The organism is Gemmatimonadaceae bacterium (assembly GCA_035606695.1).
In the GTDB taxonomy this organism is placed as follows: Bacteria; Gemmatimonadota; Gemmatimonadetes; order Gemmatimonadales; family Gemmatimonadaceae; genus JAQBQB01.
Genome location: DATNEW010000029.1, coordinates 54,159 through 66,526 on the forward strand (window position 1 = coordinate 54,159; position 12,368 = coordinate 66,526).

Here is a 12,368-nt window from a genome sequence, read left to right on the forward strand (position 1 = left end):
TGCGGAGATCATGTCGACTCGAGCGCGGCGGTCATCGCGCCGGCGACACGATTCCACTCCGCGGCCTCGGCGGTGAATTGGCGGCGACCCGCGGCGGTGAGCTTGTAGTACTTGGCGCGCCGATTGTTCTCCGATTCGCCCCACGACGCCTCGAGCCAACCCTTTTCCTCGAGGCGATGCAAGGCGGGGAACAGCGATCCCGGTCCCACGACGAAGGCGCCGCGCGTGATCTGGTCGATGCGCCGCGAGACGCCGAGCCCGTGCAGCGGCTCGAGCGTGAGCGCCTTGAGAATGAGCACATCGAGCGTTCCCTGAAGCAACGGCGTCGGCCGGGTCATGCCACTCCTATCGGCTGTCGATATGAGAATGCAGCGGCTCGTATCGAATGTCAATAGGAGCGGTGACCGGCGTACGCGCGCCGAGGTTAGGCGGGTATGCTCAAACTGACCGGTCTCGCATTTCTTGCTGGCGCTGCCGCATGCGGCGGCGGCGAATGTCTGGCGCTCCCGTGTCCACTGCCGCTCGCGCTGACGATCACACTTCAATCGGCCGCGACGCGCACAGGGGTGAAGGACGCGACGATCGCGGTCACCGGACCGACTCAAACCACCATGTCGTGCGACACCGTCTGCATGATTCCCGGCACCGCAGGCGACTACCACCTGTCGATCTCGGCGCCCGGATTCACGACGGTCAACCAGGACGTCACGGTCACGGGCGACAATCCGAGTTGCGGCTGTTCTTCGACGCACCCTGTGTCGCTCACCATCGCGCTCACACCGCAATGAGTGACTGACGTTCTTCCCGGCGCGCCCAGTTCGCGCTACGATTTGGGTCCTACCTCTTCCTTCGCATTCCCAAATCGTGAATACCCGACGCCAGTTTCTCATCACCGCGCCGCTTGGACTCCTCGGCGCTGCCGCTGCCTGTCGCAATGGCGATTCGCAATCGTCCGCGACGGCGAGCTCCACGCCCGGCACACCGGGCGCGCCGCCGGCGTTCAATACCGGACCGGGTGCAGGTCCGCCGGTGACGACGACGACATTCGCTGAAGCCGAGAAGCTCGCGCGTGTCGCGATGACCGACGCCGAGCGAAAGGTGGCGGCCGACAGTTGGCGCACGGCGATGGCATCGCTCATGGAGCGACGCACGGGGCCGCGCAAGGTCGCGATCGCCGATGCCGTGCAGCCCGCGTCGCGGTGGAATCCGCTGACGATCGGCAAGGATGCGAATCCCGCACGCGATCGCTTCGTGCGCAGCACAACCGATCCGGGCCCGCTGCCGGCAACCGACGACGCGATTGCGTTTGCGACAGTCGCGCAACTCTCACACTGGATCCAGTCGAAGAAGCTCACGTCGACGCGCCTCACCAACATCTACCTCGATCGCATCCAGCGCTTCGATCCCAAGCTTCGCTGCGTCATCACGGTGACGCGCGACGCCGCGCTCGCGCAGTCGAAACAGGCAGATGCCGAGATCGCCGCGGGGAAGTATCGCGGCCCGCTGCATGGCATTCCGTTCGGCGTGAAGGATCTGCTCGACACCGCGGGCATTCCCACGACGTGGGGTGCGGAGTTCTATCGCAATCGCGTGCCCACCGCTGATTCGGCTGTCGTCGCGCGATTAAAGAATGCTGGTGGGGTCCTCATCGCCAAGCTCAGCCTCGGCGCGCTCGCACTGAACGACATCTGGTTCGGCGGGCAGACGATGAATCCATGGCTGCTCGAGGAGGGCGCGTCGGGATCGAGCGCGGGCCCTGGCGCGGCGACAGCTGCCGGTCTCGTTGGATTCTCGGTGGGCAGCGAGACGGGCGGCAGCATCATCGCGCCGAGTATGCGGTGTGGTGTCACGGGACTGCGTCCGACGTTCGGCCGTGTCGCGCGCACCGGCGCGATGACGCTCTGCTGGTCGCTCGACAAGCTCGGGCCGATGACCCGCGGCGTCGAAGACGCGATGCTCGTGCTGAATGCCATCAGCGGCCCCGACGCCGCCGACACGTACAGTCTGCCGAGTCATCTCGATTTCGACGCGACGGCGGGCGTGAGTGGACTGCGCGTCGGCTACTTCCCGGCGTGGATGAAGGAAGCGCCGGCGACGGACGTCGATCGCGCGGCGCTCGACACGGTGAAGAAGCTCGGTATGGTGCCGACGGAAGTTACGCTGCCCGATTGGCCGTACGATTCACTGCAGCTGATGCTGTTCGCCGAAGCGGCCGCGGCGTTCGAGGACATCACGCTCGATCATCGCGTCGATCAGCTCAAGGCGCAGGTGCCGGACGCGTGGCCGAATCTCTTTCGCATCTCGCGCTTCTTGTCGGCGGTGGATTTCGTGCAGGCGGATCGCTTTCGGCGGATGGTGGCGGGTGAGATGGATCGCATCTTCTCGCAAGTCGATCTGCTGCTCGTGCCGTCGCTGCGCGATGAGATGCTCACGATCACGAACTTCACGGGGCATCCGTCGCTCACGTTGCGTGCGGGGTTCGTGCAGGTGTCCGAGGCGCGCAGCGACTGGGCGCCGGATCCGGCGCATCCGTTACCGAAGTTCAATCCGCCGCGACGCGTGCCGCATGGTGTGACGCTGCTCGGGCGGTTGTTCGATGAAGGAACAGTTGGGCGGGCGGGGGTGGCATTGGAGCGGGCGTTTGGTGTGGCTGGGGAGCGGCCGCCGGGGTTTGTCTAGGCGTTATATGAGCGGAGGCGCGCCCGTGTCATCCCGAGCGAAGGCGCGCAGCGCCGCGGTCGAAGGACCCTCGCGTCAGCGGAGCGCTGTCTATCGCTCCTCCGCCGGGACGGGGGTCCCTCGACTCCCCTTCGCTACGCTCAGGCTCGCTCGGGATGACAATGCGGGTAGTTCTAAAATCTCGCATTCAAATACGCTGACAACCGCGTCTGTGTCCGCGGATAAATGCCTCGCGCCACGTCGAAGCGAATGAGGCCGTCCATCATCGAGTAGCCGACGCCAACGCCACTCATCGGCCGCCCTGCATCGCGCCACGCTCGGCGATCGCCGACCCACCCGAGATCGCCGAACAGCGCGACGCGCGCCAAATCCTCATCGAGCCCGAGCTCGGCGCGCGACATCCAGAATGCATTGCCGCTCTGTGTCGTGTCGGGACTCTGGCCGCGAATCGTTTGCGCGCCGCCAAGGAACCAGCGGCGCTGCGGCGTGAGCTGCCCGACGCTCGATCCGCCGCCGACGGTGATGGCAGCGGAGGTACGTCGCGTGAGCCCGCGGGAGACCGTGAAGTCGATCGCGCCCCGACCATACGTTGAATCACCGGTCGCGGTCTCGAGGCGCACGTCGGTCGCGGTTCGAAACGCGCGCGGGTCGACCCCGGTGTCGTGACGCCAATGCACCGCGGCGCCCGCGCTCGCACCGCGCGCCGCGACGATGTTGGGAATGAACTCGGTTCCCCACGAGTAGTTGTTGCGCCACTCGGCCGTGCGCTGCTCTTCGCCGAACAACCGCCAATCGAGACGCGGACCAAAATCGGTATTCCACGCGAGCTCGGCACCGCTCGCGCGATAATAGAAGCCTTCGTCGCGCCCGAACAGGAATGCCGACAACGACGAACCGAAGCTCAACGGATCGCCCCAATCGTTCGCCGAGACGAGGCGATTGTAGCCGGTGAGCGTCGCGGTGTGAACGAGGTTCGTGCGTGACAGGGAAAGCTCGATGTTCGGCTCGCGATCGGCGGTGCCGAGACGCCCGACCAAGCCTGCGCTGTACCCGCCACCGAGTTGTTGATCGATGCCGATGCCGGTCGAGAATCCTTCGATGCGGTTGTAACGCGACATTGAAAGACCGTAGCGGAAATCAGGGCGGGGCAGCTCGCTGAATCGCATCAGCGCTTGCGCCCCGAACGGCAGCGACGCATTGAGCAGCGCGTCGCGATCGGCTTTGCCCCACACGTCGTCGTTCGCGTCGAAGATCGGGCGGTCGAAATCGGGCGACGCAATGAGCTTCTCGATGTCGCACGGATAGGTCACAGCCACCATCTGTCCGCTGGCTCTGCGTTCACGCGCGAGCGTCCGATACCCCGTCGAGTCGCACGACACTTTCTTGAGCGAATCGTCAAAGGCGGTGCGGCGCTTCGAGAGTGCGGTTCTCACCGAGTCGCGCCACTTGCGCGCGTCGGCCCGCGAGAGCGAATCGGGAGCGCGCACGGGAAACTCGTCCGGCTCATTGGCGGCGATCGCCGTGAAGTTCACCGGTCCGTTGACACTCGCGTACGTGAAGCTCTGTTCCAACATGATCGCCGGCTTCACGAACATGATCTGTGCCGTGCCCTCGAACGAACGCACCCGCGGAAGCCAGTACTTGTTCTCGAACAATCCGTACTCGATCGTGACGCCGGTCAGCTTGGCTTGCAGCGGCGACACGATCGCCTTGGCGATCATCATGCCGACCTTGGACGATGAACTGTCCTCCTTCGCGGCCTCCTTCATTGGAATCCAGAGATCGAGCGGGGTCGCGAGACGGAACGCGGCACGCACGAGATTTCCACTCTCGACGTCGAACCACAGCGACCCCACGACGAGATTCCACTCCGGTTTGCGCGGCCGCACCTTGATCTCGCGCAGGCGCACGCGCTGGCCGGCCGGCAGCCGCCAGCTCATCGAGTCCCCGCTCGCATACGTGTAGTACGCTTCGGCGCCATTCGCGAGCGGATTCACTAAATCCTCATCGTTCACGTCGGCGCGAACTCGTCCGCCCGCGATCCAGAGTGCCTCCTGGCCCGGATAGTAGGGAATGGGAGTCAGGTCGGAGCTGGCCAGATTCTCTTTCAGGTCGTCGCGCTCATCGTCCCTGTTACCCATGGGCATGCCGACGCGAGCACCGGTGAGCTTCACCTGCGCGCCGACTCCCGCCCGCCACGACACCTCGGACACCGCTTCGGAACGGTACATGGTCCGCTGCGGACCGATCGAGCCGATCCCTAGCGTGAACGTGGTGCGCTGCCGCGCCTTCGCGACGTAGCTGACGAGCGACGAGTCCTCGGCGAGTCGCGTCTTGCGCGCGCGAGTTAGCATGTCTCGCGCGCCGGCGTCGCGAAATGCGGTGCGCAGCAGCTCGGCCGTCACGGGCAGCCGCTTCGCGGGCCGTCTGCTCTTGACGGTGTCGGTACTCGCGCTGTCACGAACGATGGTGGGCCGTTCGCGTCGCGGCGCTTGACCACCCTGAAACACATGCAACGCCATGACGGCGCCGAGGAGCATCAACATCGATCGAGAGTCGGGGCGTGGGCGGGTCTACGTTCGTCTAGACGTATAGAACGGCGGCGTAGTCAGAATGTTCCAAGCATTCACGCCCCGACGCCCCGACGCCCCGACGCCCCGACGCCCATGCGCCCATGCGCGCATACGCCCATACGCCCGCTACTGCTTCCTCGTCGCCTCGAGATCGATCGTGATCGTGATCTCATCGCCGACGATCGGCGTCGCCTCGACCATCTTGCTGTAATTCAAGTTGAAGTCGTGGCGATTGATCTTCGTCGTCGCGCTCGCACCGGTGCGCAGCATTGGTCCCTGCTTGACCGGCGCCGACGGCCCTTCGACGTCCAGCGTCACCGGTTTCGTGACGCCGTGCATCGTGAGATCGCCGGTCAACTTGAAGTGCTCGGCGTCTACCGGCTGCGCGCGGGTGGAGACGAACGTGATCGTCGGATACTTCTCGACGTCGAAAAAGTTCGCGCTGCGCAAATCCTTGTCTCGATTTTCAATGTGCGTGTTGACCGTGGCAGCGTCGATTGTGACGTTCACCTTCATGGTTTTCAGATCGCGACCGTCGTACTGAATGGTGCCGTTGATCTTCTCGAACTGACCGCGGACCGTCGAAACCATCATGTGCTTCACCGCGAACTGGGCGGCGCTGTGATTCGGATCGATCGTCCAGGTCTGCACGCCGGCCTGGGCACCAACGGCCCGGAGCGCCGTGGCGCTCGCGAGAATGAGGAGGATGTGTTTCATCATTCGACGTTACTCGGGCGCGCGGCGGCGCGCCACCGGCGCGGAGGCGCCGCGGTCGAGGGACCCCCTTCTCAGCGGAGCGCTGCATGGCGCTTCTCCGCCGGGACGGGGGGCCCCTCGACTCCCCTTTCCCTTCCCCTTCGCTACGCTCAGGGTCAGGATCAGGGTCAGGGTCAGGGTCGCTCGGGATGACAATCGGTGCGCTCAGGGTCGCTCGGGATGACAAGGGTTCTCTCGCGTGACAGATTTTCCCCACACCTTCCTCCCGGAACATCCATGCGTAGCACGCACTTCGTCGGCGCACTTTGCTCCCTCGGCGCCGCTGTTCTCTTCGCCGGTGCTCTCACCGCGCAGCAGCCGACCGGACGTGGCGGCGGCCGTGGGATGGGCGGCGTCGCGATTCAAGACGGCGAGGATTGTCCCGCCGGCATGACGGAGATTCGTCCCCGCCGCTGCGCCGCGCCCGAGTTTCCGCCGCCGAGCATTCTGGACTACCGCCCGAAGTCGACGTTGGTGACGGATGCGCACATGAAGCCCAAGGCCAAGTATCCGGCCATCGATTATCACGGGCATCCGGGCGGCCTGATCGATTCCGCGGAGGGCCTCGACTCACTCGGCCGCGCGTTGGATCAGCTGAACGTGCGCATCATGGTTTCGGCGGACAATCTCTCTGGTGCGCGGCTCAAGCGGGCGCTGAACGCGATCAAGGCGTCGGACAAGATGCGCGACCGCGTACGCGTGCTGGCGGGCATCGACTTTCGGAATGTCGGTCCGGGCTGGGCGCAGCGCGCGGTGGCGCAGCTCGACTCGGACGTTGCCTCGGGCGCGGTCGGGGTCGGCGAAGTCTCGAAGAGCTTCGGTTTGAGTATTCGAAAGCCCGACGGATCGCGATTGCGGATCGATGATCCGGAGCTCGATCCGATCTGGGACGAATGCGCGCGGTTGCATCTTCCGGTGTTCATTCACACCGCGGATCCGCAGGAGTTCTTCAAGCCGATCGATTTCACGAACGAGCGGTGGCTCGAGCTGTCGTTGTTCAGCGACCGCCGGTATCCGCAGGATCGCTTCCCGAGCTTCGAGGAGCTGATGACGGAGCGGGACAACCTGTTCCGCAAGCACAAGAACGTCACGTTCGTCGCGGCGCACATGGGCTGGTCGGCGAACGATCTGCCGAAGCTCGCGAAGATGATGGACGAGATGCCGAACGTGGTGACGGAGGTCGGTGCGGTGTTGTACGACATCGGCCGCCAGCCGCGCGCCGCCCACGACTTCTTCGTCAAGTATCAGGACCGCATCCTGTTCGGCAAGGACTCCTTCCAGCCGGAAGAGTATCCGTACTATTGGCGTGTGTTCGAGACGCGAGACGACTACTTCGACTACTATCGGCCCTATCACGCCTTCTGGAAACTTTATGGAATTGATCTTCCAGATTCAGTATTAAAGAAGGTGTATTTCGAGAATGCGCTGCGGGTCACGAAGGGGATTCCACAGGGCGGGTGGCCGAAGTGAGGGCGCGGCGACTGATCGTTGGAGTGATGCTGGCCGTCGCTGCCGTGGCGTGTGGGACCGCCGGAGAGAAGACCGCCGCCAAGGCCGACAGCACCGCCACTCCCGCCCCCGACTCGTTCCGCGTCGTGTTCGAGACGAGCCGCGGAAAGTTCGTGGTGCAGGCGATCAAGGCGTGGGCGCCGATCGGGGTCGAGCGATTCTATCGTCTCGTGAACGACGGCTTCTACGACGACAATCGGTTCTTTCGTGTCGTGCCCGGTTTCGTCGTGCAGTTCGGCCTGAACGGAGAGCCGAAGAAGAACGATGCGTGGGACGACAAGCGGCTACCGGACGACTCGGTGCGCCAGTCGAATGCGCGCGGCACGATCACGTTCGCCACGGAAGGCCCGCGGACACGGACGCATCAGCTCTTCATTAATCTGGCGGACAACGCTCGGCTCGATAAGATGGGCTTCGCACCGTTCGGGAAAGTCGTCGAAGGCATGGACGTGGTGGATTCGCTGTACAGTGCGTACGGCGAAGATCCGGAACAGCACTTCATCATGACCATGGGGAATTCGTATCTCAGCAGGCTGTTTCCGAAGCTGGACTATATCAAGACGGCGAAAGTGGGGGCGCCCTGAACGAGCATACCACGGACAAACTTCGGAAATACGCGGATCGGCACGGAGACGGCGTCAACTGCGGTTAACGGCCGTTCAGGACCTTTTTTTTACAACACCCTCGGGAGGCTTCGCGAATCGAAGCCTCCCGAGGGTGTTCTAAGAAAAGCACTCAACTGCAAACGCCGTTCAAACGCCGTTCAAACGCCGTCTCCGTGCCGGTCCGTGAACGTCCGACGTTTGTCCGTGGTAGCTCGTGTTCCTATCGATCGCTTTGCCGGAACGTATTCTCCGGACTATCCGGCGCCGTCGGATCCGTGTTCTCGGACACCGGATCACTGAAGCTCGCCCGCTCGTGCGACGGTGTCGTCCCCGCCGGCGGTTGTGCCTTCATCCGCCCTTGTCCCGCGATCTCGCTGGCCTGACTCCCCGTCGGCTCGATCGCGCGTCGCGTGCCCTGTTCGTCGTTGAAGCCTTCGTGCTCTCGATTGTCCGCCATCGTCCACTCCTCTCTCCAGAGATGCCAACTCGTCGGACGATCTCTGGCGCAAGCTTTACGCCTGCATCGTCAGCGAACCTCCGCTGAGATCGCCTGCGCGACATCCGTGGTACCCGCGGTGCCGCCGATGTCCGCCGTGCGCGGAGCACCGGGATCGGCGAGGACCGTCTCGATCGCCCGCACCACCGACGCGGCCGCGGCGCGCTCGCCCAAATGCTCGAGCATCATCGCGCCCGACCAGATCTGTCCGATCGGATTCGCGATGCCTCTACCCGCGATGTCCGGCGCCGATCCGTGGACCGGCTCGAACATCGACGGATACTCCCGCTCCGGATTCAGATTCGCACTCGGCGCAATCCCGATCGAACCGGCGATCGCCGGGCCCAGGTCCGACAGGATGTCGCCGAAGAGATTGCTCGCGACGACGACGTCGAACCAATCGGGATGCCGAACGAAGTGCGCGCTCAGAATGTCGACGTGATATTGGTCCGCGCGCACATCAGGATACTCGGCGGCGATCGCCGTGAATCGGTTGTCCCAGTACGGCATCGAGTGTCGCAGCCCGTTCGACTTGGTCGCCGACGTCACGTGACGCCCGCGGGTGCGCGCAAGCTCGAAGGCGTAGCGCATGACGCGATCGCAGCCGCGCCGCGTGAACGTCGCCGTCTGCGTGACGAGCTCATCGGGCGTCCCCTCGTGCTCGATGCCACCGATATCAGAATACTCACCTTCCGTATTCTCGCGAACGACGACGAAGTCGAGGCTCCCCGGCGCGCGATCGCGCAACGGCGATTGAATGCCGCGCAGCAACCGCACGGGGCGAAGATTGACGTATTGCTGAAAGCCGCGGCGAATGGGCAGCAGCAAACCCCACAGCGACACGTGATCCGGCACGCCTGGATATCCGACGGCGCCGAGGAAGATGGCGTCGAACGAACGGAGCTGGTCGAGTCCGTCCAGGGGCATCATCGCGCCCGTGCGCGCATATCGCTCGCAGCTCCAATCGAAGTGCTGCCACTCGAGTGAGAAGTCGAATCGTCGCGCCGCGGCTTCGAGCACCTGTTGTCCGGCCGGCACGACCTCATTGCCGATCCCGTCGCCGGGAATGACGGCGATGCGATGCGCGCGGCTCATGAATTGTCGAATTCGCGAATGATCGGCACGTGGCCTGCCTTGTTGGTACGAAAACAATTGAGGACGAGCTCGAGCGTGCTGAACATACTCAAAGCGGCGTGGAATGGGTTCAACGAAGACGAGTGCGGAACGCGCGCGGCCGCGCTCTCCTACTCGACGATCTTTGCGCTGCCGCCGCTGCTGATTCTGCTCGTGACGATCGCGGGCAAGGTGTGGGGGCCGGACAAGGTGCAGAAGTCGCTCGAGGGTCAGTTCTCCGGAATGGTCGGCCCCGATGCGGCACAGCAGATCCACGGGATGATCTCGCATGGCATGAACAGCATGGGCGGCGGCACCGTCGCGACCATCCTCGGCATCGTCGGACTGTTGCTCGGTGCCACGGGCGCGTTTCTCTCGCTGCAGGACGCGCTCAACAAAGCATGGAACGTCGAGCCGGATCCCAAGCAGGGCGGCATTAAGAATTTCCTCATGAAGCGCCTGTTCTCGATCGGCATGGTGCTGGGGTTGGGCTTTCTCGTTGCGGCGTCACTCGCGTTGTCGGCGCTGATCGCATCGTTCTCGGCACTCTTCGGCGGTCTCGAGGCGGTCGCCTTCGCGATCGATCTGATCGTGTCGCTCGGCGTGCTTACCGCGCTGTTCGCCGCGCTCTTCAAGGTGCTGCCCGACGCGAGAGTGGATTGGAGAGACGTGTGGCACGGCGGCTTCTTCACCGCCGTGCTGTTCGTCGTCGGCAAGTTCGTGATCGGCCTCTACCTCGGCCACAGCAATCCGGGCAGCAGCTTCGGCGCGGCGAGCGCGCTCGCGATCCTGATCGTGTGGCTCTACTACGCCGGAATGATCGTGCTCTTCGGCGCCGAGTTCACGCAGGCGTGGGCGACGGAGCGTGGGGCTGGTGTCGAGCCGAAGAAGGGTGCCGTGCGCATCGTCGAGCGCGAGGTGCGTATCGGCAGCGAAGGCGCCGTGCCGGTGATGGCGAAGGAGCGCGCGGTCGCGACGTCCGGCAATGCGAAGGCAGCCGATGCGCCGAGCAAAGGCAGTGGCGGGATCGGCGACTGGATCATCGGGCTGCCGGCGCTGTATTGGATGATGCGCCGCCGCGACAAGAACCCGCGTCCCTGAAGTATTTAGAGTTTCCTCAATCCTCGCGCAGGTTGCGGAAGGTGATCGAGTAGCGGAGCGCGTCGACGCCGGGAATGCTGTGTTCCCACTCGGTGCGCGACGGCCCGCTCATGAGGTATGCCGAGCGTGGCTGGGCGGTGAGGGTGAAACGCTCCCATTTGCCGTCGGCGAGCTTGCGGCGCAGCCGGAAGGCGCACGCGGAAACGAGCGAGACGCCGATGACGATGCCGAATTCGGCTTTGTCGCGATGCCACCCGATGCCGGCGCCGGGTGAATACTCGGTGACGAGCGCGTGCTGCAACGCGGAGGGCTGCACGCCGGCGAATGCGGCGGCTTGTTCGCGGAGCGGGATGAGGAATGGCGCGATGTCCTCGACCTTGTTGAGCTGCCGCTCGGTGTAGTCGTACTTCCAGCCGAATGACACGACGCGGCGTTTGCCGGTGAAGCCGTGGAACTCGAAGTCGCGGAAGGGCAGGGTGTGCAGCTGCTCGAGGAGGATGTCCTCGTCCGCGCGCGAGATCAGTTCCGGCTGGTAGCGGAAGCCTTCGGGATAGCGGAGGTCTTCGGAGAAGAAAGTGAATTGTTCGGACACGCAGGGAGGGCATTCATGCGGTGTGCCACGGAGGATGGGGCGGGTGAGGAGGATGGCGTTGACGCAGGGTGGAAGGCCGCGGCTGCACCGAGATGCATCGTCCCGTCTGACGCGTGGGCGACGAGGTGCGGTGCGACGTTATACGTGTGAGATTATCGAGCGGCAATAGCTTGGCTGAAGCCTGTCGCCCAAACCAGCCCGCTGCGTACTCAGGCTGGTCAACTCCGCAGTCTAATTGTCGCTAGAGGGCCAACCGGCTTCTTGCCCGGGGTGCCCGCAGTAATTACATTGTAGGTACCATGCCCCGGTCTGCTGCCATCCGCGCCCGCATTGTCGCCATCGGCAACTCCCATGGCGTGCGAATCCCCAAGCCCCTCCTCGAACAGGCGGGTCTCGCCGGGGAAGTCGAGTTGCACGCCGAACACGGTCGCATCGTCATTGCGGCGACGAAGGGCGTGCGAGCCGGCTGGGCAGAGGCCGCGGCGCAACTCCACGCCCGGGGTGAGGACGGGCTCCTGACGACACCCAGTCCCGCGTTCGATCAAGAGGAGTGGGAGTGGTGACGTGGTAGCACGTCCTGCGCGGGTCCCGAGTCGCGGGGAGGTCTATCTCGTCGAGTTGGATCCCACGCGCGGACGCGAAATCCGAAAGACGCGGCCGTGTCTGATTGTGTCGCCGGACGAGCTCAATCATCATCTGCGGACCGTCATGGTGGCGCCGATGGCGACCGGCGGGCACGCCTATCCATTTCGTCCGGCGTGCAGATTCGGCGGCAAGGAGGGACGGGTTGCGCTCGACCAGTTGCGGACGGTAGATCGCGAGCGGCTGCGGAAACGGCTCGGGACCCTCACGAGCGCGACCCTGGCCGCGGTGTTCGGAACGCTGGCGGAGATGTTCGAGTTCTCGTAACGGCCGTATGACGAACGATGAACTGACAGGCAATC

General features: G+C 64.4%; 13 protein-coding genes. 7 read left to right on the forward strand and 6 right to left on the reverse strand.

The genetic code is table 11. The annotated features are described in order from the left end of the window. Positions 1-8: 8 nt before the first annotated feature. Positions 9-338, reverse strand: a complete 330-nt coding sequence (locus VN706_15470) for a PadR family transcriptional regulator (GenBank protein ID HXT17040.1) — start codon at positions 336-338, stop codon at positions 9-11. A 96-nt stretch (positions 339-434) separates the two neighbouring features. Between VN706_15470 and VN706_15475 the strand changes: the two genes are divergently transcribed. Continuing rightward, entirely contained in the window at positions 435-788 is a 354-nt protein-coding gene (locus VN706_15475) for a hypothetical protein (protein HXT17041.1), read from the forward strand. Positions 789-864: 76 nt separating this feature from the next. Further along, positions 865-2,679: an amidase gene (locus VN706_15480; GenBank protein HXT17042.1), complete on the forward strand. Its 1,815-nt coding sequence runs from the start codon at positions 865-867 to the stop codon at positions 2,677-2,679. A gap of 173 nt (positions 2,680-2,852) precedes the next feature. Here VN706_15480 and VN706_15485 read toward each other — a convergent pair whose 3' ends face one another. Together VN706_15485 and VN706_15490 are read right to left on the reverse strand one after the other, a co-directional pair. Then, positions 2,853-5,225: a ShlB/FhaC/HecB family hemolysin secretion/activation protein gene (locus VN706_15485; GenBank protein HXT17043.1), complete on the reverse strand. Its 2,373-nt coding sequence runs from the start codon at positions 5,223-5,225 to the stop codon at positions 2,853-2,855. A 153-nt stretch (positions 5,226-5,378) separates the two neighbouring features. Continuing rightward, complete coding sequence (locus VN706_15490) at positions 5,379-5,972, reverse strand: YceI family protein (protein HXT17044.1); 594 nt, start codon at positions 5,970-5,972, stop codon at positions 5,379-5,381. A gap of 273 nt (positions 5,973-6,245) precedes the next feature. On the opposite strand from VN706_15490, the gene VN706_15495 reads away from it, so the two are divergent. Both VN706_15495 and VN706_15500 read left to right on the forward strand, forming a co-directional pair. Then, positions 6,246-7,478 carry an amidohydrolase family protein gene (locus VN706_15495; protein HXT17045.1) on the forward strand — a complete coding sequence of 411 codons (1,233 nt, stop codon included), beginning with the start codon at positions 6,246-6,248 and terminating at the stop codon, positions 7,476-7,478. Positions 7,479-7,504: 26 nt separating this feature from the next. Further along, the gene (locus tag VN706_15500) at positions 7,505-8,101 is read left to right on the forward strand and encodes a peptidylprolyl isomerase (GenBank protein ID HXT17046.1); all 597 of its coding nucleotides are present in this window, start codon (positions 7,505-7,507) and stop codon (positions 8,099-8,101) included. 241 nt (positions 8,102-8,342) lie between these two features. On the opposite strand, the gene VN706_15505 is transcribed toward VN706_15500, so the two are convergent. Continuing rightward, positions 8,343-8,579: a hypothetical protein gene (locus VN706_15505; protein HXT17047.1), complete on the reverse strand. Its 237-nt coding sequence runs from the start codon at positions 8,577-8,579 to the stop codon at positions 8,343-8,345. 69 nt (positions 8,580-8,648) lie between these two features. Beyond that, positions 8,649-9,713 carry a tartrate dehydrogenase gene (locus VN706_15510; protein HXT17048.1) on the reverse strand — a complete coding sequence of 355 codons (1,065 nt, stop codon included), beginning with the start codon at positions 9,711-9,713 and terminating at the stop codon, positions 8,649-8,651. A gap of 75 nt (positions 9,714-9,788) precedes the next feature. Between VN706_15510 and VN706_15515 the strand changes: the two genes are divergently transcribed. Next, positions 9,789-10,832, forward strand: coding sequence for a YihY/virulence factor BrkB family protein (locus VN706_15515; protein ID HXT17049.1), 1,044 nt, complete (start codon positions 9,789-9,791; stop codon positions 10,830-10,832). Positions 10,833-10,848: 16 nt separating this feature from the next. On the opposite strand, the gene VN706_15520 is transcribed toward VN706_15515, so the two are convergent. After that, positions 10,849-11,424: an alpha-ketoglutarate-dependent dioxygenase AlkB gene (locus VN706_15520; GenBank protein ID HXT17050.1), complete on the reverse strand. Its 576-nt coding sequence runs from the start codon at positions 11,422-11,424 to the stop codon at positions 10,849-10,851. 299 nt (positions 11,425-11,723) lie between these two features. Here VN706_15520 and VN706_15525 point away from each other — a divergent pair, with 299 nt between their 5' ends. Both VN706_15525 and VN706_15530 read left to right on the forward strand, forming a co-directional pair. Beyond that, positions 11,724-11,987, forward strand: coding sequence for a hypothetical protein (locus tag VN706_15525; GenBank protein ID HXT17051.1), 264 nt, complete (start codon positions 11,724-11,726; stop codon positions 11,985-11,987). A gap of 1 nt (position 11,988) precedes the next feature. Beyond that, on the forward strand, positions 11,989-12,333 hold the full coding sequence (locus VN706_15530) for a type II toxin-antitoxin system PemK/MazF family toxin (GenBank protein ID HXT17052.1): 345 nt from the start codon (positions 11,989-11,991) through the stop codon (positions 12,331-12,333). The last annotated feature ends 35 nt before the right edge of the window (positions 12,334-12,368 follow it).